Origin of the sequence: Caballeronia sp. LP006 (genome assembly GCF_031450995.1) — a bacterium.
Taxonomy (GTDB): domain Bacteria; phylum Pseudomonadota; class Gammaproteobacteria; order Burkholderiales; family Burkholderiaceae; genus Caballeronia.
The window spans coordinates 828,502-849,831 of record NZ_JARTVW010000004.1; the positions used below are offsets into that span (position 1 = coordinate 828,502).

General features: G+C 62.0%; 17 protein-coding genes. 5 read left to right on the forward strand and 12 right to left on the reverse strand.

Features of this window, described 5'->3' with window-relative positions; all coding sequences use genetic code 11:
• Window positions 1-34 precede the first annotated feature (34 nt).
• Together P9250_RS13935 and P9250_RS13940 are read right to left on the reverse strand one after the other, a co-directional pair.
• Window positions 35-1,486, reverse strand: a complete 1,452-nt coding sequence (locus P9250_RS13935) for an MFS transporter (RefSeq protein ID WP_250526864.1) — start codon at window positions 1,484-1,486, stop codon at window positions 35-37.
• 110 nt (window positions 1,487-1,596) lie between these two features.
• The gene (locus tag P9250_RS13940) at window positions 1,597-2,259 is read right to left on the reverse strand and encodes a TetR/AcrR family transcriptional regulator (protein WP_250526865.1); all 663 of its coding nucleotides are present in this window, start codon (window positions 2,257-2,259) and stop codon (window positions 1,597-1,599) included.
• Between the two features lie 173 nt (window positions 2,260-2,432).
• On the opposite strand from P9250_RS13940, the gene P9250_RS13945 reads away from it, so the two are divergent.
• The 3 genes from P9250_RS13945 (at window position 2,433) to P9250_RS13955 (ending at window position 6,520) form a co-directional block, all read left to right on the forward strand.
• Window positions 2,433-3,941, forward strand: a complete 1,509-nt coding sequence (locus P9250_RS13945; RefSeq protein WP_310393581.1) for an MDR family MFS transporter — start codon at window positions 2,433-2,435, stop codon at window positions 3,939-3,941.
• A gap of 251 nt (window positions 3,942-4,192) precedes the next feature.
• The gene (locus P9250_RS13950) at window positions 4,193-4,984 is read left to right on the forward strand and encodes an ABC transporter substrate-binding protein (RefSeq protein WP_250467382.1); all 792 of its coding nucleotides are present in this window, start codon (window positions 4,193-4,195) and stop codon (window positions 4,982-4,984) included.
• A 420-nt stretch (window positions 4,985-5,404) separates the two neighbouring features.
• Window positions 5,405-6,520: a succinylglutamate desuccinylase/aspartoacylase family protein gene (locus P9250_RS13955; RefSeq protein ID WP_244829327.1), complete on the forward strand. Its 1,116-nt coding sequence runs from the start codon at window positions 5,405-5,407 to the stop codon at window positions 6,518-6,520.
• 10 nt (window positions 6,521-6,530) lie between these two features.
• Here the strand turns inward: P9250_RS13955 and P9250_RS13960 are convergent, their stop codons facing one another.
• Window positions 6,531-6,899, reverse strand: a complete 369-nt coding sequence (locus tag P9250_RS13960) for a nuclear transport factor 2 family protein (RefSeq protein ID WP_244829326.1) — start codon at window positions 6,897-6,899, stop codon at window positions 6,531-6,533.
• 266 nt (window positions 6,900-7,165) lie between these two features.
• Here P9250_RS13960 and P9250_RS13965 point away from each other — a divergent pair, with 266 nt between their 5' ends.
• Window positions 7,166-8,335: a porin gene (locus tag P9250_RS13965; RefSeq protein WP_250467385.1), complete on the forward strand. Its 1,170-nt coding sequence runs from the start codon at window positions 7,166-7,168 to the stop codon at window positions 8,333-8,335.
• An 81-nt stretch (window positions 8,336-8,416) separates the two neighbouring features.
• On the opposite strand, the gene P9250_RS13970 is transcribed toward P9250_RS13965, so the two are convergent.
• The 4 genes from P9250_RS13970 to P9250_RS13985 form a co-directional block, all read right to left on the reverse strand.
• Complete coding sequence (locus P9250_RS13970; protein ID WP_244829324.1) at window positions 8,417-10,057, reverse strand: bifunctional aspartate transaminase/aspartate 4-decarboxylase; 1,641 nt, start codon at window positions 10,055-10,057, stop codon at window positions 8,417-8,419.
• A 63-nt stretch (window positions 10,058-10,120) separates the two neighbouring features.
• Window positions 10,121-11,812, reverse strand: a complete 1,692-nt coding sequence (aspT, locus tag P9250_RS13975; protein ID WP_250493598.1) for an aspartate-alanine antiporter — start codon at window positions 11,810-11,812, stop codon at window positions 10,121-10,123.
• 448 nt (window positions 11,813-12,260) lie between these two features.
• A complete protein-coding gene (locus P9250_RS13980) occupies window positions 12,261-13,322 on the reverse strand; it encodes an alkene reductase (protein WP_310393584.1) in 1,062 nt (353 codons plus the stop codon).
• 59 nt (window positions 13,323-13,381) lie between these two features.
• Window positions 13,382-13,675 (reverse strand): helix-turn-helix transcriptional regulator, encoded by a 294-nt coding sequence (locus P9250_RS13985; protein ID WP_244829321.1) that lies wholly within the window; start codon window positions 13,673-13,675, stop codon window positions 13,382-13,384.
• A gap of 182 nt (window positions 13,676-13,857) precedes the next feature.
• Here P9250_RS13985 and P9250_RS13990 point away from each other — a divergent pair, with 182 nt between their 5' ends.
• Window positions 13,858-14,262: a DUF6232 family protein gene (locus tag P9250_RS13990; protein WP_244829320.1), complete on the forward strand. Its 405-nt coding sequence runs from the start codon at window positions 13,858-13,860 to the stop codon at window positions 14,260-14,262.
• A gap of 66 nt (window positions 14,263-14,328) precedes the next feature.
• Here the strand turns inward: P9250_RS13990 and P9250_RS13995 are convergent, their stop codons facing one another.
• From P9250_RS13995 to phnS, 5 genes are all read right to left on the reverse strand, one after another.
• Window positions 14,329-16,782: a glycogen/starch/alpha-glucan phosphorylase gene (locus P9250_RS13995; RefSeq protein WP_244829319.1), complete on the reverse strand. Its 2,454-nt coding sequence runs from the start codon at window positions 16,780-16,782 to the stop codon at window positions 14,329-14,331.
• Between the two features lie 594 nt (window positions 16,783-17,376).
• Window positions 17,377-18,156, reverse strand: a complete 780-nt coding sequence (gene phnV / locus P9250_RS14000; protein WP_310394156.1) for a 2-aminoethylphosphonate ABC transport system, membrane component PhnV — start codon at window positions 18,154-18,156, stop codon at window positions 17,377-17,379.
• A 46-nt stretch (window positions 18,157-18,202) separates the two neighbouring features.
• On the reverse strand, window positions 18,203-19,087 hold the full coding sequence (gene phnU, locus P9250_RS14005) for a 2-aminoethylphosphonate ABC transporter permease subunit (RefSeq protein ID WP_310393586.1): 885 nt from the start codon (window positions 19,085-19,087) through the stop codon (window positions 18,203-18,205).
• Window positions 19,065-20,129 (reverse strand): 2-aminoethylphosphonate ABC transport system ATP-binding subunit PhnT, encoded by a 1,065-nt coding sequence (gene phnT, locus P9250_RS14010; protein WP_310394158.1) that lies wholly within the window; start codon window positions 20,127-20,129, stop codon window positions 19,065-19,067. Before phnT ends, phnU begins: the two co-directional genes overlap by 23 nt.
• A gap of 16 nt (window positions 20,130-20,145) precedes the next feature.
• Window positions 20,146-21,216 carry a 2-aminoethylphosphonate ABC transporter substrate-binding protein gene (gene phnS, locus P9250_RS14015; protein ID WP_244829313.1) on the reverse strand — a complete coding sequence of 357 codons (1,071 nt, stop codon included), beginning with the start codon at window positions 21,214-21,216 and terminating at the stop codon, window positions 20,146-20,148.
• Between the last annotated feature and the right edge of the window lie 114 nt (window positions 21,217-21,330).

A 21,330-nucleotide genomic window follows, 5' to 3' on the forward strand; every position in this document is an offset into this window, starting at 1 on the left:
CCGACAATCCGCAGCAATCGCTGCTCAATTCACGTCAATGCGAGATTTTTTCGAGCGCCATGTCGCGCGTACGCGGTCCCATGAGGCCGATCGCCGCCATCACGACGAGCATGGCGCCCGCGATGAACACGAACACGCCGGTCGTCCCGAAGCCCTTGAGCACGGCCGCGATGATGAATGACGTGAAAATCGCCGAAAACCGGCTCCACGAATAGACGAAGCCGACGGCGCGCGCGCGGATGCTGGTCGGGAACAACTCGGTCTGATACGCGTGGAAGCTGTACGACATGATGTTCGACGACAGCGTGAGCCCGACGCCCATCGCGATCAGGAAGATGGCGTCCGACGACTGGCTGAACAGCAGCCCGCAGACGATATTCGCGCCCGCCATGGCGACGATGGCCGTCTTGCGCTCGATGCGGTCGGCAATCAAAAGCCCGATGATCGGCCCGATGGGCGCCGCGATCGCGATGATGCTCGAATACATGAGGCTCGACGTGACCGTGACGCCCTGCTTCACGAGCAAGGCCGGCACCCAGTTGGCGAAGCCGTAGAAACCGACTGTCTGGAACACGTTGAAGATGATCATCATCGTGGCGCGGCGGCCGTAGGGCGGCTTCCACATATCGGCGAACGAGCCTGCGCCCTGCGCGGCGTCGAGCACCGGCTCGGGCGCGGCGGGCGGCGGCAACGGCCGGCCGTATTCGCGTTCCACTTTGGCTTCGAGCGCCGACATTACGCGATCCGCTTCGGCGAGGCGGCCCTTTTGCGCGAGCCAACGCGGACTTTCGGGCAGCGTGCGGCGAATCCACCAGACGAAGAGCGCGCCATGCGCACCGATCACGACGACCCAGCGCCATCCGTCGAAGCCGAACGGCGCGCGCGGCACCAGCAGATAAGCGAGGAACGCGACCACCGGCACCGCCATGAAACCGACTGCCTGCTCGCAGGCAAAAGCGCGTCCACGGATGTACTTCGGCGCGAGTTCGGAGATATACGTGCCGATCGTCACCAGTTCCACGCCGATTCCCACGCCGGCGATGAAGCGCCAGAAGTTGAGGCCGGTCGCGGTGTCCTGAAACGCCATGATGAGATTCGCGACGGTGTACCAGAGCAGCGAATACGTGAAGATCGCGCGGCGGCCGAAACGGTCGGCGAGAAAACCGCACGCCACCGTGCCGATGAACAGCCCCGCGAACAGCGACGCAATAAAGCTCGCCACGCCTGTGAAACCGAAGAAACTCGCTGTCGTTGGCGTGAGGATGCCGCTCTTTACCAGCCCTGGCGCGACGTAACCGGAGTACAGCAAGTCGTAGAGCTCGAAGAAGAAGCCGAGACTCAGGAGCGCGATGAAAGTCCAGATGGTGCGCGTGGCCGGCAGCCGGTCGAGACGCGCGGAAATGAGCCCGGCGGTGATTTCGGGTGGCGCGGACGCGGACGCAGCGGCCGATGTGCGCTGTGCGCCCGCCGCGGGGGAAGTTGCCATTGATATGTCTCCTGTCGACCGGACGGTTCTTTTGCGGATGTGGCGTCCCGCGCGAAGGGGTGGTCTTCGGCGCGCGGGACGAGGGCCGCATTTTAGCTGCGAGGGGCGTATCAGTCAGCCCGAATCCCATCCATCAACAACGCCACCGCATGCCGCGCGATCTGCTCCTTGCTGATCGCGCCTGCGCCCTGGCCGCGCCAGCGTGATGTCGCAAGCGGAAACACCGCGAGTCCGAACAACGATACGAACACGAGCGATGGCTCCAGCGCCGGATTTACCTTGCCCGCTTTCTGCCATCCGGCGATGCGCTCGATGGCCAAATCCTTGCGCTCGTCGCCGAAGCGTTCTGCCATGCGCTGACGCAGCACGCCACCTTCGCTGATGACTTCGCGTACCCACAGCGCCGCGAACCACGGATGCTTGTCCACCGTCGCGACCAGCGCCTCCACGAAGGCGCGCAAGGTGTCGGCGGGCTCGGCCGAGGGATCGTTGAATACGCGTCCCAGTTCCGAGCGCAACGGCGCGAAGCGTTCGTCGATCAACACATCGAGTAGCTGCTCGCGCGTCTTGAAATAGTAATGGACCATTGCGGGCGTTACGCCGGCCTCGCGGGCAATCGCCCCGAGCGTCGTTTCGCCGATGCCCTGCCGCGCAAACAACATCAGCGCCGTATCCAGCAAGTGCGCCCGCGCCTCGGCGCTGTGACCGCCGCTCGGACGGCCCGGCCGCCGCCCCGCTTTCTTCAGTTGAACCTCGCCTGATTCGCCGGGCAACTCGGCTCCGATTACATCGTTTGACATAGAGATGGTTTGACGGGCCTTCGATGATCGTTTATATTAACTTTCATGTTAATTAAATTCAATCCGTTTTCGGCGGGCAGCGCTGAGAACCGGATTGAAGCGCTTTTCACGACGCCAAAGGCGTCCCTACGCAAGTACAGGTCGATATGACATCTTTACACCGAACCGCTCCTGCAGGCGTCGACGAAGCCGCAAAACCGCCGCTCGGCCTGCTCTTCACGGCGCTTTTGCTCGTCATGCTGCTCGGTGCGCTCGATCAAACCATCGTGTCGACAGCGCTCCCGACCATCGTCGGCGAACTCGGCGGACTCGAACGCTTGTCGTGGGTCGTCACGTCCTATCTGCTCAGTTCGACCATCGTCGTGCCGCTTTACGGCAAATTCGGCGATCAGTTCGGACGCAAGGTCATGCTTCAGGCATCCATCCTGATATTCCTTGCCGGGTCTATCCTCTGCGGCGTCGCGCAGAACATGACGCAATTGATCGCGCTGCGCGCGTTGCAGGGGCTCGGCGGCGGCGGGCTGATGGTGGTCACCATGGCCGCCATCGCCGATGTCATCCCACCCGCCGAACGCGGTCGCTTTCAGGGGCTTTTCGGCGGTGTGTATGGCCTTGCCACGGTCGTCGGGCCGCTGCTTGGCGGCTTTCTGGTCGAGCATCTGTCGTGGCGCTGGATTTTCTACATCAACGTGCCGCTCGGCGTGATCGCGCTCGCCGTCATCCAGACCGTATTCAAGCCGCATACGGCGCACGTGAACCATCGCGTGGACTATATGGGCGCGGGCTTTCTAGCCGCCGCGCTCACTTGCATCATCCTGTTCACCAGCGAAGGCGGCGCGCTCTTGCCGTGGAGTTCACCGCAACTGTGGTGCACGCTCGCGCTCGGGCTGATCTGCATCGGCGGATTCGTCTACGAGGAACGGCTCGCCGCCGAGCCCATCATGCCGCTCTCGCTCTTCAAGGAACCCACCTTCGTGCTGGCCGGGCTGATCGGTTTCATTGTCGGCTGCGCGCTGTTCGGCGCGGTCACGTTCCTGCCGCTCTATTTGCAAGTGGTAAAGGGCTCCACGCCGTCGCAGGCCGGTCTGCAGATCACGCCGATGATGGCCGGCGTGCTGCTTTCCTCCATCGTGAGCGGCCGGGTCATCAGCAAGATCGGGAAGTACCGGTTTTTCCCGATCGCGGGCACGGGGTTCGTCACGCTCGCCATGGTGCTGCTGTCCACGCTGCGCCTCGACACGCCGCTGCCGGTCATGTACGGCTACATGCTGCTGCTCGGCCTCGGGCTCGGCATGGTGATGCAGGTGCTCGTGCTGGCGGTGCAGAACGTGGTCGAATTCCGGATGATCGGCGTGGCGACCTCCAGCGCGACGCTCTTTCGCTCGATCGGCGGCTCGGTCGGCGTGGCGGCGTTCGGCGCGATTTTCTCGGGAAGCCTGCGCGGCCGGCTCGAAACGCTGATTCCGGCCGGCACGGAGATGCCGCGTTCGCTCGGGCCGCTCGCGGTGGCGAATCTGCCGGCCGCGTTGCATGACGATTATCTGAGCGCGTTCGCCGGCTCCATGCACACGGTTTATTTGGTCGCGGCTTGCATCGCGTGCATCGCTTTTGCGCTGTCGTGGTTTCTCAAGGACCATCCGCTTCGCAAGCATTGAGAAAGTAATCAGCAAGGAAGTCGGTAGAATTCAGACAAAACCACTTGCTAAATCATGTGAAGGAAAGTTCTAAATCGCCGCTATCGGTGCTTTCACTAGATGCCTGACAATTTTGGCTTGGTACCCTTCTGCCGATTCTGCCCGGACACGATCCGCGGAAGACCCAAAGGTCCGGCGTCGCCAATTACGGCGCCGGATGCCCGGATACGAGACCTGCCGGGATGAACCGACCACCATCTGGAGTAATAACAGTGAAGAAACTGATCGCGGCCCTGACGATGTCCCTCCTTGCCGCCACGTCGCTCACCGCCGTCACCGCGCACGCCAAGGACTATTCGACGATTCGCTTTGGCGTCGACGCAAGCTATCCCCCGTTCGAATCGAAGGGTTCGGATGGCAAGCTGACCGGTTTCGATATCGATCTCGGCAACGAGATCTGCGCGCGCCTGAAGGCCAAGTGCGTATGGGTGGAGAACGATTTCGACGGCATGATCCCCGCCCTCAAGGCGAAGAAGTTCGACGGCGTGCTCTCGTCGATGTCCATGACGCCGCAACGCGCCGAGCAGATCGCTTTTTCGAGCAAGTTGTTCAACACGCCGACGCGTCTCGTCGCGAAGAAGGGCAGCAACATCCTGCCGACGGCCGAAAGCCTGAAGGGCAAGACCGTGGGTGTGGAACAAGGCACGATCCAGGAAACCTACGCCAAGACCTACTGGGCGCCGAAGGGCGTGACGGTTACGCCGTACCAGAACCAGGATCAGGTTTACGCAGATCTGACTTCGGGCCGTCTGGACGCCGCCCTGCAAGACGCCGTGCAGGCTGAAATCGGCTTCCTGAAGACGCCCCGCGGTGCTGGCTATGACTTCGCGGGCAAGGATATCGTCGACAAGAAGGTGCTGGGCGAAGGCGCGGGCATCGGCATGCGCAAGGAAGACACCGACCTCAAGACGCAAGTCGACAAGGCAATTGCCGACATCATCAAGGACGGCACGTACAAGAAGATCGAGAAGAAGTACTTCGACTTCGACGTGTACGGCAGCTAAGTCATGCCTTCGGGCGAAGCGCCGGTCACACCGGCCTTCGCTCGAGTGGGCTACGAAGCGGGCTCCGCGTTTTTTTGCGGAGCCCGCTTTGTTTTTGGCGCCTGGCAGGTCGCTTTTGCTGAGTCTGCTTTTGTCGCAGCAACGGTGCGCTCTTCCGTGCCCGCTTTGGCCTTCCGCGCAACTCCGCAAACGTCCCGACGCGCCGCCGCGCGGATTTCGGCTAAGATCGAACGTCCGAGGCAAAGCCGACGGCAGCAATCTCGCATGGAACCGGAATCGGGCGCGGCAAGCACCATCAGCGCTCATTCCGGTCGACAGGAGACGCCATCGCCATGGCACGCGGCAATCTCGCCCGTGCACGCTGGCCCGCCATAAACATCATTCGAGACAAGACCGCGCACTCGCATGCGCGCGCACATCATGCAAACCAAGACTCATCAACTCATTTCGCCGACGCTCGGCACTTCCCGCACCATCACGAGTTATCACTACGGCTCGGGCGGCGGTCAGAAAATCTACATTCAGTCCTCGCTGCACGCGGACGAATTGCCCGGCATGCTCGCCGCGTGGAAATTGCGCCGCCTGCTCGCCGCTTTCGAAGCCGACGGCAAGCTCAGAGGCGAAGTGGTGATCGTGCCGGTGCCGAATCCCATCGGGCTGAATCAGATCTTGCACGGCCAACTGCTCGGCCGTTTCGAAGCCAATAGCGGCCACAACTTCAACCGCAATTTTCACGATTTGGCCGCGTTGATCGCGCCGCGCATCGAAGCGCGCCTTTCCGGCGACAGTCAGGCGAACCTGCTCGCCGTGCGCGCCGCGATGAAGGAAGCGCTCGACGAGCAAACGGCGCACACCGAACTCGAATCGCAACGTCTAGCGCTGCAAAAGCTCTCGTACGACGCCGATGTCGTGCTCGACCTGCACTGCGATCTCGACGCCGCGCTGCATCTCTACACGAACCCGGATATCTGGGCCGATGTCGAACCGCTCGCGCGCTATCTCGATGCAAAGGCGTCCCTGCTCGCGCTGAATTCGGTCGGCAACCCGTTCGACGAAATCCACAGCTTCTGCTGGTCCGACTTGCGTACGCGTTTCGGCGAGCGTTTCCCTATTCCGAACGGCGGCATCTCGGTGACGGTCGAGTTGCGCAGCCAGCACGACGTCTCGCATGAACTCGGCGATAAGGACGCGCAGGGCATCGTCAATTATCTGATTCATCGCGGCGTGATCGATGCGCCGCAAGTGCCGCTGCCGCCGCTCGCGTATCCGGCCACGCCGCTCGCGGGCGCGGAGCCGATCGTCGCGCCTGCGAGCGGCATTCTCGTGTTCCGTGCGCAAGTGGGCGCGTTCATCGAGGCGGGCTCGGCCATCGCCGATGTGATCGACCCGCTCGCCGATACCATCACCACGCTCAAGTGCACGACCTCCGGCGTTTTGTACGCGCGGCATATCACGCGCTTTGCGACCGCCGGGCTGGAAGTGGCACGCATCGCGGGAGCGAAGGCTTATCGCACGGGGTCGCTTTTGTCCGCCTGAGCCTTGAACGTCAGAACGGAATGAGACCGCACTGCGCCGCGACGATGCGCCAGCCGTTCGCGGTCTCGCCCCACGTTCGCGTGTAGCGCAAGCTGCCCGCGAACGGCGCGCCGCCGAATGTCCCGGCAAGCGCGACGCGCGTGACGGTCACGGCAAACGCGCCGTACACGCGCACGCTCTGCTCCACCACCTCCAGCTTGTCGATGCGCTGCATGCCATGCCGATGCCCGTTCAGGTCATCGGCCTTGCTCCAAATCTTTCCGGTGGCATCGACGAAAGTCAGGTCGTCGGCCAGGAGCGCGTCAAGCGCAGTCACGTCCGACGCCATCATCGCCTGCTTCAGGCGTTCTTCCAGTTCGCGGATTCCGTGTTCGTCCATTTTGTTTCTCGCTTGGCCGTCATGGGGCGGAGTCGCGAGGATACCGCGCGTCTCGCGCAAGCGGACGCACGCATGAAACGCCGTCGCCGCGCTAGCGCTGTTGCAGCCGCGACACACCGCAAGCCATCCGAAAGCGCTGTCACATTTCTTTAGTCAGCGGCCGCTACATTTGCGCCCGTTGCACCGAGCGTCAGCAGAACGCAGCGCGACATCGACGAACACGCACGATCACACACCACACCCGCGAACTCATCCCGGAGCACGTTTTGAAGAAGAACCTTCTGGCAACCGCCGCCCTCGCCGCCTTCGCCTTCGCCACTTCCGCTCATGCGCAGAGCAGCGTCACGCTGTACGGCATCATCGATGCAGGCGTCAGCTACGTGAACCACAGCGCCGTCACTGGCGGCAGCGATCACAACTTCAAGTACGACGACGGCGTGGCCCAGGGCAGCCGATGGGGCCTGAAAGGCGCCGAAGACCTCGGCGGCGGCCTCAAGGCGATCTTCACGTTGGAAAACGGCTTCAACAGCGGCACCGGCGCGCTCGGCCAGGGCGGCGCGGAATTCGGCCGCCAGGCGTATGTCGGTCTTGCGAAGAACGACATTGGCTCGGTCACGCTCGGCCGTCAGTACACGTTCTCGACCGATTACCTCGGCTCCGCCTACTCCATCGGCGGCCAGACGGTCGCGGGCAACTATGGCTATCACATCAACGACGTCGATCAACTCACGTCGAGCCGCATCAACAACTCGGTCAAGTTCAGCAGCGCGAGCTTTTATGGCGTGACGTTCGGCGCGATGTACGGCTTCTCGAATCAGGCAGGCGCCTTTGCGGGCACACCGACGACGACCGCGGGCGGCGTGACCACCGCCGGTTCGTCGCGTGCCTACAGCTTCGGTGTGAACTACAAGGCCGGTCCGGTCGGCGTGGGCGCGGCTTATACCGACATCCACTATCCGGGCGCGGCGACGCCCGCGTTCAGCACGGCGCTCGCGAACCTCGCGACTGGCGGCACGAAGGACCTGCGCACGTTCGGCATCGGCGCGAACTATGCATTCGGCGCCGCGACCGTGTTCGGCCTCTGGACCAACACGCGCTTCGAACCGATCACCGGCGCGAGTTCGAAGCTCAATGCGTTCGACATCGGCGGCAAGTACGCCTTCACGTCCGCGATCACGGCGGCGCTCGGCTACACCTACATGGACGTGACCGATGGCGTGGAAGGTCACTGGCATCAGATCGATGCAAGCTTCGACTACGCATTGAGCAAGCGCACGGACGTGTACGCGCTCGGCATCTATCAGCGTGCTTCGGGTTCGAATCGCGGCGTCGAGAATCAGGCGCAGATCGGTTCGTCGACGAGCTACTTCGGTACGTCGGGCACGGGTTCGAACAACCAGCTCGCGTTCCGTCTGGGCGTGCGTCACAAGTTCTAAGCGCTGCCCGTTACGGTAAAACAAGGCGCAAAAAAGGGCCGCTCGGTCGAACGAGCGGCCCTTGTCGCATCATGCGTGCGCCTATTTGCTCTTCTTGCCCGTCTCCTTGTTGAAGCGCTCGACATACGAGTCCATCAGCTTGCGGATGGCGCGGCCAATCTGCATGTAGTCGCTCTCGTTGAGATTCGCAAGCGACACGCGTCCCGAAGGATGCTGCGTGCCGAAGCCGCGTCCTGGCAGCAACACGACGCGCGCTTCCCTCGCCAGCTGGAAGAGCAAGTCCGAAGGCTTGGTGTTCTTGAGCACCCAATCGACGAACTCGCGGCCGTGCGACTTCTCGCCCATGTATTCGAGGTCGAGGATCGCGTAGTAATCGACCTGATTTTCGTCCTCGTCTTCGAGCGCGATGCCGATTTCCCGATACAACGCGCGTTTGCGATTGCGAATCAACCGTTTGAGCGCGCTCTTGTAGGCGTCGGGCGTGTCCATCAGCGAGAAGAGCGAGAACAGCACCATCTGCACTTGCTGCGGCGTGGATAGCCCCGCCGTGTGATTCAGCGCGACCGTGCGGCTGTCGGCCACCAGCCGGTCGATGAACTTCAGCTTGTCCGGCTCCGTCGTGATGGATTCGTAGCGTTCATGCAGGATGGCTCGCTGGTCTTTCGGCAGCGCGGCGAGCTGATCGTCGAAAATATTATGCCGATGCGTCGCGATGGTCCCGAGCCGCCAACCCGTCGCGCCAAAATATTTCGAATAGGAATATACGAGGATCGTGTTTTTCGGACACAGCGCAAAGAGCGAGACGAAGTCGTCCGCAAAGGTGCCGTAGACATCGTCGGTCAGGAGAATCAGGTCTGGCCGTTCCTTAACGATCTCCGCGATATATTCGAGACTCTCGGCATCCATCTTTACCGATGGCGGATTGCTCGGGTTGACGAGGAAGAACGCCTTCACCTTCGGGTCGCGCAGCTTGTCGAGTTCCTGCTTCGAGTATTGCCAGCCGTTTTCAACCGTGGCCTCGAGATTCACGACGTTGAGCTTGTAATCGTTCAGGCGCGGGATCTCGATGTACGGCGTGAAGATCGGCGTGCCGAGCGCGATCGTGTCGCCTTCCTTGATCAGGAAGTTCTCGCGCATCGTGTTGAAGATATACGTCATCGCCGCCGTGCCGCCTTCGACCGCGAAGATGTCGAAGTCGCCGACGAACGGGTGCTTGCCGATCATCTCGCGCCGCAGATACTGCCCGACGATGACCTCCGACAGTTTCAGCATGCGGTCGGGCACGGGATAGTTCGAAGCGAGAATGCCTTCGCACATCTCGTAGAGAAAGTCGGCTGCGTTCAGTCCGAGCTGGTCGCGCACGTAAGACACCGCGCCCACCAGAAAGCTGATGCCGGGCGTTCCCTTGTGGTCGCGCGCGAAGATCTCGAAGCGTTCTTCAAGGCCTTCGTGCTTCGGAAAGCCACCCACGCCTTCGGGCATATATGCGAACGAGCGCTCGGATTCGCGCATGGCGAAGAGGCCCAGCTGCCAGAAACCGTGACGCGGAATCGTCGCGAGAAAGTTCGGATTGCCGCGACCCGCGTTGAGCATCGACAAATTGGCGGGACGCTCGACCGCGCCGCCGCCGGCCGCCTTGATGAGTTCGTCCTTTAGTTCGAACGGACTGAGCGCCGCCATTGCGGCCTGATCGTCGGAACCCGACTTAGAGGATTTGGACATCCGACACCCCCACTGGCAAAAGATACGTAGAGTTGAACAACGGAAGCACGAAAGGCTCGAGCATCATGTCAGCAACATCACGATCACCATGCCCCAGATCGTGAGCAGCGTATTGCCGACGGCATAAGTCACCGTATAACCAAGACCCGGCACCTGGCTCTTCGCGGCATCGCAAAGCATGCCGAGCGCCGCCGTGGTCGTGCGCGCGCCCGCGCAGATGCCGAGCAACAGCGCCGGGTGAAACTTGAACACGTACTTGGCGATATACATGCCGATGATGAGCGGCACCGACGACGCGAAGATGCCCCACAGAAAGAGGCTCACGCCGAGCTTCTGCAGACCCGCGACGAAGCCCGGTCCCGCCGAGATGCCGACCACCGCGATGAACACGTTCAGCCCGACCGAATTCATGAACCAGATGGTGGGCCCCGGAATGCGGCCGAAGGTCGGATGGATCGCGCGCAGCCAGCCGAACACGATGCCCGCGATCAGCGCGCCGCCCGCCGTGGACAAGGTGATGGGAATCGCGCCGAAGCGGATCACGACTGCGCCGATCAGCGCACCCAGCGTGATCGCGAGGCCGACGAAGGCCATGTCGGCGGCATCGGTCGGACGGTCGATCACGCCGACCGCTTTCGCCACGGCCGACGTGTCCTGCGTGCGGCCGACGAGCGTGATGGTGTCACCGCGATGCAGCTTGGTGCTCGGCAACACGGGGATGGCCGTTTCGGTCGCGCCGCGCTTGATCTTGCGCAGGAACACGCCGCGCGCGCCGGGCAACTGCGAGAGTTCCTCCAGCGTCTTGCCGTCGACGGCCTTGCTCGTCACGTAGACATCGACGCCTTCCACCGGCACGGCGAGCAGTTCGGCATCGTCCACTTCGGTCGCCACGCCGCCCAGCAGATTCACGAGATGCTCGCGTCGTCCGACGACGGCGACGACATCGCCCGCTAGCAGGACGTCGTCGACCTTGGCTTCTTGAATCGTCCCGCCACGCCGGATTCGTTCGATGAAAAGCCGCACGCCTGCGGGTTCGAGCGCCTCCGCTTCCCCGACCTTCATGCCGACCACACGCCCCTCTTCGCCAATGCGATACGCGCGAAGCGCGAACTGATGCCAGCCGCTGCCCGCGCCGCCCAGTTCGCCGCTGCCGCCCATCTCTTTCTCGTACTGCTGGCAGGCTGCCACGAGGTCGATGTTGAGCAGCTTCGGCCCGAGCAGCGCAAGGATCATCGCCGAACCGATCGTGCCGTAGATGTACGTGACGGCGTAGGCGGTCGGCATCGCGTCGAGCAATACCTTGGCGTCGTTCGGCGCCAGGCCGAGCCGGTTGATGGCGTCGGTGGCGAGGCCCATCGAAGCGGAGATGGTCTGCGATCCCGCGAAAAGTCCCGCCGCCGAACCGACGTCGTACCCAGCAAGTTTCGCCGCGAGATAAGGAAAGGCGAGGCACAGCACGGACTGAATGACGGAGAAGATGGCCTGCGGCAAGCCGTCCTTGGCGATGCCGCGCACGAACTGCGGACCCACGCCGTAACCGACCGCGAACAGGAACATCAGGAAGAAGACGGATTTGACGTTCGGCGAAATGGTGATGCCGAGCTGCCCGATCGCGATGGCGGCCAGCAAGGTAGACGTTACCGCGCCGAGGCTGAAGCCCTTGAAGCTCTTGCCGCCGAACCAATAACCGATACCCAGCGAAAGAAAGATGGCTATCTCGGGATAGCTGTGCAGCGTTGCTGTGAACCAGGACATGTGCACTCCTCTCGGGGATCAGCCCCGCGACCGTTACATGCTTCTTGGGCAAGGAAGGAATGAAGGAAAACGAATGATTTGCAACGATGCGCTCCCCGTTGCCGCAATACGGGCGAGTGCTTGCGAGAGAAAATCGAGTTGCATCGAACGGTTCATGGGCACGAATCGCGATCTGCAAACGGATGACGCACAGAGAATTGGCGCATGCGTCACGGCGAAAAAAGAGGCTTCAACACGGCTGTCTGATGCCTAGCAATACACTATTTTTGCCACGCAGTTGAACTAAAAAACGATAGTTTCGGAGGCCCCTCCTGCTCGTTGCGGGCGTTGCACGAGTCGATTCGAACCGTCCCCGGCCGATCGTGCGGACGAAAAAAAAAACAGCGGCCGAAGCCGCTGTTTCCATGGAACCGAAATGCTTGCTGCGTTCTGTCCGACGCGTTGCAACTTACTCGGTGGTTTCGAGCAACGGATAATCCGTATAGCCCGTCGCGCCTGCCGAATAGAACGTCGAGGTGTCCGGCGCGTTGAGCGGCGCGTCGAGTTCGAAGCGTCGCACGAGATCCGCATTCGCGATGAACGGCTTGCCCCACGCGACCGCGTCGGCGTCGCCGCGCTCGATTGCCGCTTCCGCGCTTTGCTTGGTGAAGCCTTCGTTGGCGATGTACACGCCGCCAAACGCCTTCTTCAGTTGCGGCCCGAGACTGTCGGCGCCTTCCGACTCGCGCGCGGCGATGAACGCCACGTTGCGCTTGCCGAGTTCGCGCGCGACGTAACCGAAAGTCGCGGCGCGGTCGCTGTCGCCCATGCTGTGCGAATCGGCGCGCGGCGCCAGATGCACGCCCACGCGATCCGCGCCCCATACGTCGATACATTGATCGACCACTTCGAGCATGAGACGCGCGCGGTTTTCGATTGCGCCGCCGTATTCGTCGGTACGCTTGTTGGTGCTGTCCTGCAGGAACTGGTCGAGCAGGTAGCCGTTCGCGCCATGCACTTCCACGCCGTCGAAGCCCGCGCGCTTCGCGTTTTCCGCGCCCTTGCGATAAGCCGCGACCACGCCTTCGATTTCATCGAGTTCCAGTGCGCGCGGCGTCACGAACGGACGCTGCGGGCGCACGAGGCTCACGTGTCCGCTTGCTGCAATCGCGCTCGGCGCAACCGGCAGTTCGCCGTTCAGGAAGATGGGGTCCGAAATACGGCCGACGTGCCACAGTTGCAGGAAGATCTTGCCGCCCGCTTCGTGCACGGCGTGCGTCACGAGCTTCCAGCCTTCGACTTGTTCGTCCGACCAGATGCCGGGGGTATCCGCGTAGCCCAAGCCTTGCGGCGTGACCGAGGTGGCTTCGCTCAAGATGAGACCAGCCGATGCGCGGTCGGCGTAATACTGCGCCATCAACGCGTTAGGCACGCGTTCCACGCCTGCACGTTGCCGCGTGAGCGGCGCCATGATGATGCGGTTCTTGAGCGCCAACGCGCCTACTTTGAGCGGATCGAAAAGAGTCGGCATAGATGTAAGGTATCCTGAAGAAATGTAAAGAAGGTTCGCCGTGGAAAGGGCTGCCGCGCTCAGAGATTCCCGATGGAATCGCGAAACGCCTGTATGACCGTTTCGTCGCGCTTGAAGAACACCCATTGCCCCACGCGCTTCGTGGTGACGAGCCCGGCTTTTTGCAAGGTCGAGAGATGCGCCGAAACGGTGGACTGCGACATGCCGCAGCGCCCATCGATTTGCCCCGCGCACACGCCATGCAGGTGCGGCAATTCCTGTTCGGGAAAGTGCAGCTCCGGCGTCTTCAGCCACTCGAGAATCTCGCGGCGAAGCGGGTTGGCAAGGGCCTTGTGAATTGCGTCGATGTCCATTTCGTTGCTCGTTCGTCCGACGGCGGAAGCTTCGCCGCATCGTCTTAAAACGAATCATATATCGGAAATATCCGATACGCAAGCGTCCACATGCGTTTCGTCAATGCGATGCGTGTCATCGCGGCGCGCGGTCTGGTAATCTGCCCGGTTTAGCTGCCGTCAATTTTCGATCTCAATTGCATATGGATACACCGTTCAACGAACGCGGCGTCACGCTCTCGCGCGTCGGCCTGTCGGCCTCGGGCCAGTTGATTCCGCTGCGCGATCTGCGCGCCGCGCGGGTCGTGAAGATATCGCGCAAGAAGCCGCTGCCGATCATCCTTGCGCTGATCGGGCTCGCGGGAATCGGCGTGGGCATCGCAACGGGTTCGGGGCCGGCGCTCGTACTCGGCATCATGGTGGCCGTGGTCGGCTATCTGTCGTGGATCACGCAGGACGTGATCTATCAATTGATGGTCGCAACGCCCGAAGGCGAGCGCGAAGTCATCATCACGAAAGACGAGGAATTTGCGGATCGCGTGGCCGCGCTGGTCGGCGACGCGGTCGCGAAACATGCGCAGACAGCGGCCGCAAAGCCGCAAGCCTGACGCCGCTACTAAAGAACACGCGCGGGACGTACCCGCGCGCGGCACTTACTTCAGTTCAAGCCATCGTCAAGTCAGATTCAGCGGCTCGACGTGCCAGATATCGCGGGCATATTCCGCGATGGTCCGGTCTGATGAGAATATCCCCATTCCGGCGACGTTCTCGATCGCGCTCTTCGTCCACGCTTCCTTGTCTCGGTACTTGAGATCGACCTCGGTTTGCGTCTTGTCGAAGCTGTCGAAGTCCGCGAGCACCATGTAGTGATCGCCCCAATCCACGAGCGTATGAAAGATGTCGTAGAAACGGTGCGGCTCTTCCGGCGAGAAGTGTCCGAGGCGAATCTGGTCCAGCGCCACCTTGAGCTCCGGATTGTCCTCGTAGATTTGCCGTGGCCTGTAGCCCGCCGCCCGCAGCGTTTCGATCTCGTCGGTCGTGTTGCCGAAGATGAAGATGTTTTCGCGGCCCACCGCGTCGCAAATTTCGATGTTCGCGCCATCCAGCGTGCCGATGGTCAGCGCGCCGTTCAACGCAAGCTTCATGTTGCCGGTGCCCGATGCCTCGGTGCCGGCCATCGAAATCTGCTGCGATAAGTTCGCGGCGGGAATGATGAGCTCCGCCACGCTCACGCCGTAGTTCGGGACGAAGCCTACCTTGAGCCTGTCGCCGACGAGCGGGTCCGCGTTGATTTTCTTCGCGACATCGTTGATGAGCTTGATGATGCTCTTCGCCATCTTGTAGGCCGAAGCCGCCTTGCCCGCGAACATGACCACACGCGGCGTCCAGTCCTGCTCGGGATTCTCGCGAATACGGTTGTAGCGCACGATCGTATACAAGATGTTGAGCAACTGCCGCTTGTATTCGTGGATGCGCTTCACCTGCAAGTCGAACAGCGCTTCGGGATTGATGATCGCGTTGGCTTCGCGTTTGGCGCGCTCGACGAGGCGCAGCTTGTTGGCGAACTTCGCGTCCTGAAACGCCTTCTGGAACTCGGGGTCGTCGCGCCATTCGCGCAGCCGGCCGAGTTCGAACAAGTCGCTGCGCCAGCGCGGTCCAAGCCGCTTGTCGATGAGCGATGACAGCGACGGACTCGCTTGCGCGAGCCAGCGACGCGGCGTAATGCCGTTCGTCACATTGGTGAAGCGCTCCGGGTACATGCGCGCGAAGTCGGCGAAAATGTTCTGCGTCATCAGTTGCGAATGCAGCTTCGAGACGCCATTCACCTTGTGACTCGCGACGATCGCCAGATGCGCCATCCGCACGCGCCGCTGGCCGTATTCATCGACGAGCGAAATGCGGCGGATCAGTTCCACGTCGCGGCCGAACTTCTCGGTCACTTGCTTCAGAAACTGCGCGTTGATCTCGAAGATGATCTCCAGATGCCGCGGCAACAGACGCGACAACATTTCGACATCCCACGTTTCGAGCGCTTCGGGCATCAACGTGTGATTCGTGTAGGAGAACATCTGCTGAATCAGTTTCCACGCCTTGTCCCACGGCACGCCGTGACGGTCCACGAGCAGGCGCATGAGTTCGGGGATGGCGAGCACGGGGTGCGTGTCGTTCAGATGCACCGCGACCTTTTCCGCGAGACGCCCGAAATGCGTATGCGTGCGCTGATAGCGGCGGATCAGATCCTGCATCGTCGCGGAGACGAAAAAGTATTCCTGACGCAGACGCAATTCGCGGCCGGCTTGCGTCGAGTCATCCGGATACAGCAAGCGCGAGACGTGCTCCGACGTGTTCTTCGCTTCGACCGCGCGCCGATAGTCGCCCTGATTGAACGCGGAGAGATCGAACTCGTCGGTGGCGCGCGCCGACCACAGGCGCAGCGTATTCGTCGCGGTGGTGGCGTAGCCGGGAATGACCGTGTCGTAGGCCATCGCGTTGACGTGCTCGGTATCGATCCAGTCGGTACGATCGTCGTGCTGCACCGTGCGCCCGCCGAAGTGCACCGTGTACGTCACCTCGGGGCGCGGAAACTCCCACGGGTTGCCCGCGCGCAGCCAGTAATCGGGCATTTCGACCTGATTGCCATCGACGATGGTCTGCCGGAACATCCCGTACTCGTAGCGAATGCCGTAGCCGAAACCGGGCACGCCGACCGTCGCCATCGAATCGAGGAAACAGGCTGCGAGCCGGCCAAGGCCGCCGTTGCCGAGCGCGGCATCCGGTTCGAGGTCTTCGAGCGAGGCGAGATCGATGCCGAGGCCCGATAATGCTTCGCGGACTTCGTCATGAATGCCGAGGGCAAGCAGCGCGTTGGTGAAGGTTCTGCCGATGAGAAATTCCATCGACAAGTAATAGACGCGCTTCACGTCCTGTTCGTATTGTTGCCGTGTGGTGCGCATCCAGCGTGCGACGAGGCGGTCGCGCACGGCGAGCTCCACGGCATTGAGCCAGTCGCGCGGCTGCGCGGTAACCGCGTCCTTGCCGACGCCGTACATCAGGCGATTCGAGATGGAGCGCCGTAGCGCATCGACACTGCTGTTGAGCTGGTCGAATTCCAGATCGACGGATGTCATCGAAACCTCCGGTATTTGCAACATATGCAACGACAGCGAAAGCGTGGTGGGAGTTCAGTGCTTTTTTGGCCTGCGGCTTGGCTGGCTCCCTGTTCGCGCGGGTTGCGGTCGTGGCCTGAAGGTGCAGGTTACGCCAGTTTTATTTTTTTTGGTATGACATGCGGTGGGTCGCTGACGCCTGATTTTCCGTGGGCGGTTGATCTTGCCGGTTCGAGGAATTTGCTTTCTTGGCCTGCGGTTTCAATCAGTCGCCGCCCCTGCGACGGGTAATTTGCTATCTCCTCTTGCAGTCTTGTTCACTAGCCGCCTCCCCGGCGCGAGTAACTTCTTTTGTTGCTGCAATAAAAGTCGCCGAAGAAAGCAGCCTTCGTCTTGCCCGCTGATCGGGCGCGTGGTCAGGACTGAGTTCTACGCCGGCACGCGCCTAAGTGTCGGCCTTGCTCAATCGCCGTTCCTGGCGCTCATGGGACTCGCTGGTCTCGCAGATTGTCTGACTGGTGTAACGCTTGGTGCTTTCGGCCCAGTGCGAAGCGCGGCCGTTGGATGCGCCCGGCAAGTTCTTCATTGGGCTTTGCTTCGGCTTCCGTAGCGTTTTCATCTATCGATTCGTCTTGGTGCGCGGACCGCTATCAACAACAGCGCCGCCAGCGACGCCGCCAGCAATATCAGCGATAGCGCCGATGCGGGCAAGTAATACCCTCGATTAACCTGTCCCACCACGACTATCGGCACGGTCGCGAAGCCCGGCGGATACACCGTCAATGTCGCGCCCAATTCGCCGAGCGATAGCGCGAATCCCAACGCCAGGCTCGCTCTTATCGCCGGGACGAGTTGCGGTAACACCACGCGCCACAACACCATGCGCGGCGGCGCGCCAAGGCTCGCGGCGGCCTCGCGCAAGGTCCTCAATTCCGGTCGCAATGCAGCCGCCGCGCAGCGGTAACAGAATGGCAAGACCAGCGCGAGTTGCACCATGACGACGATCGCCGCCGAGCCGGACAGGTCCAGCGGACGCTTGTGATACGCAATCAGTACCGCAAGGCCCAACACCACGCTCGGTACGCCGTTCGGCATCATTGCAATGGCATCGACGAATGCGCCCAGGCCGCGCCGGTCACGGCCCTCCAGCGCCAACGCAAGCCACAATCCCAGCGCGGTGCCGAGGATCGCGACGCCGAAGCCGACACAAAGGCTTGTCGTCAGCGCGTCGAAATCGCTGGAGCCGAGGCGCCCGAACCAGCGCGTGCTGAAGCCATCGGGGAAGATCGTGCCCGACCAGTGCGACGCAACGCTCGACAACGCCACCACGACCACCGGCAGCACGAAGAGCCAGAAGCACACGAGTGCAGCCAGGAACGCAACGAGCGCGCGCATCAGCGAGACTGGCTTTCTAGGTTTGAACGAGGTCGAAAGCTGCATGTCAGCGTCTTTGCAAGCGTCGATAAAGCGCATAGAGCGAGAGCGACATCAGCAACATCACGACCGATCCCGCCGCTGCGGTCGGCAAGTCGAGATCGACGGTCGCCGCGCTGTAAATGGCAATTGGCAAGGTGATGAGATGTGCGCTGCCCAAGACGAGCAGAATGCCGAACTCGTTGAGCGTCAGGAGGAAGCACAAAATGGTGCCCGCCGCGATTCCCGGCCACGCAAGCGGCAACACGACCTTGGTTGCGACCATCCAGCCGCCCGCGCCGAGACTTTTCGCGGCCTCGACGAGACGCATGTCGAGCATGGCGTATGAAGCGAGCGTCGGGCGCACCACGAACGGCGCATAGAACACGACCTCCGCGAGAATCACGCCGCCGATGCCGAAGAGGAAATCGAGCGGCGGGGTATCGAGCGAAAAAAGCCGTTGCAAGCCGATGCTCACCGAACCCTGCGAGCCATAAAGAAAAATCAGCGTGAATGCCACGAGGAACGAAGGGAACGCCACGAACAACTCGAGGAAACGCGTGACGAGCTTCGCGCCGGGAAACGGCCGAAAAAAAAGCATCGACGCGAGCGCGACGCCAAGCAATGACGCGAGACTTGCGCTTGCGAAGAGGATGCCGAGCGTCGTGCCGATCACGCCGCGCGTCTCCGGATTGCCGAAGAACGCGGTGTAGGCGTGCAGCGTGAAGCCGTGCGGCCCGGTCACGCTCAACATGGCAAGGCGCGAGAGCGGATAGACGACGAGCGGCCCCAGCACGAACACGAGGATCAACCACAACTGCCATTGCCCCTTCTTGCCGTGCCGCGCGGCGATTGTCGCCTGGCCGTCCTGCGCTCGCCCGGCGGCCTCTTCAGGGATGGACAAGGACGACATCGTCAGCCTCGAGGGTCAGGGAAACGCGCGCGCCCTTTTCCGGCATGCGCGTGTGGCCGCGCTGCGTCGAAACGAGTACGGGCTCGTTGGGCCACGCATCGAGCGCGACGGAAATCGAGAGCGACGCGCCATACCATTCGACCGATGCAATCGTGCCGTGCAACGGCCCATCGCCGAGCGGCACGATGGAGAAGCGCTCCGGCCGAATGCACGCAAGCCGCTCGCGTTCGTCGTGGCGCGCGTCGCCGACGGGATACACCACGCGCGGCGGCAGCAGATTCGCGGCACCGAGATAGCGCGCGACGAAGCCGTCGTTCGGCGCGTCGTACAACTCGCGCGGCGAACCGAGTTGCGCGATACGGCCATCGCGCATAAGAAGCGTGCGGTCGGACAGCACGAGCGCATCGTCCTGATCGTGCGTCACACAAACGATAGTCAGATTCGGCAAGCGCTCGTGCAACGCCTTCAGCTCGCTGCGCACGGACGCGCGGAGGTTGGCATCGAGCGCCGAAAGCGGTTCGTCGAGCAAGAGCACATCCGGCTCGACGACGAGCGCGCGGGCAAGCGCCACACGCTGCTGCATACCGCCCGAGAGCTGCGCGGGCATGACGTGGCCGGCATCGGCGAGTTGCACGAGTTTGAGCGCATCGGCGACGCGGCGCGCGATCTCGCCCGTCTTCAGCTTGCGCGCGCGCAGGCCGAAGGCGACGTTATCGAATACGGAAAGATGCGGAAAGAGCGCATAGCTCTGGAACAGCAAGCCGAGATTACGTTGATGCGGCGGCACATGCGTGAGTTCGCGGCCCGCGATAAAAAGCGCGCCCGCGAAGGCATCGGGCTGAATGAATCCGGCGATGAAGCGCAACAGCGTGGTCTTGCCGCAGCCGCTTCTGCCGAGTACCGTCAGGAACTCGCCACGTTCGATGTGCAGCGATAGTTGATCGAGCACGGTGCGCGCGCCGAAGCGCACCGTGAGTCCTTCGATATGCACGCCGGATCGCGCTTCGTGTTCATGAGCGAGCGCATTTCCGGACGAGCTCAGAGCAAACGTATTCACGTCAGGACTTCGGCTTCACGACCTCGGTCTCCTTGCCCGACTGGCCGATCACTTCGTTCTTCCAGCGCTCGGTCCAGCCAGCCTTCTTCTGCATGACTTCGTTCCAGTCCACCGGAATCAGCTTCACGCCGGCAATTGCCTGCTTCACCGCTTCGCCGTTCTTGCCGCCGAGCGCGACATCGGTGCGCGCCGGAATGCCGTAGATGTCCGGCACTTTCGACTGCACTTCCGCGGACATCAGATAGTCGATCAGCTTCTTGCCCGCTGCCTGATTCGGCCCGCTCTTGATAAGACCGATTGCGTAGGGCAACTGGAACGTGGTGGGCGCGTCGCCGTTTTGATGCGACAGGAAAAGCGGCTTGATGGACAGACCGCCGTTCGCGGCATCGTCGAGATCCATTTGCAGGTCGCCATTGGCGAAGGCGATCTCGTTACGCGAGAGCAGCACATCGAGATAACCCGTGCCCTTGGTATGGAACTTCGCGCTTCGTTCGAGCGACTTCAGATAATCGAACGCTTTGTCTTCGCCCATCAGGGCCGACGTCAGGATGATGACCGCCATGCCGTCGCCCGCCGTCGCCGGATTCGAATATGCGATCTTGCCCGAGTAGTTCGGATGCAAGAGATCGGCGAAGGTCTTCGGCGCGCTCTTCGTGACTTCCGGATTGATGGCGAAAGAAAAGTAGTTGTTGACGAAGGTGGCCCACGCGCCGTCGTTCGCCTTGGCGATAGCCGGCACGTTCTTGTAGTTCACACTTTGATATGGCTGCAGCAAGCCGCTCTGCGATGCTTGCTGGATGAACGGCGGCAAGGTCACGAGCACGTCCGCCTTGGGCGAATCTTTCTCGACGCTCGCGCGGTTCACCACTTCGCCACTGCCCGCCGTGACGATATTGACCTTGACGCCTTCCTTCTTCTCGAAAGCCGGGAGCACGTCCTTGTAGAGATTTTCGAGGCCGTCCGCCGTGTAGAGGACGACGGCATCGGCTGCGTGTGCCGGCGAGGTTGCAAACGCCATCAAGGCGGCGATGGCCGGCAGCATCGTGCGTGCGAGGCGAAGGTCGCGAGTCATTTCGTGATCGATCCGGTGAGATAAGGTGACGCGGCTCGGGTGCTGCGCTGGTGTCGAAGCATTGCAGAGCCGTGTGACAGACACGTGAATGCCGTAAGCGGTGCAGGATTGGAC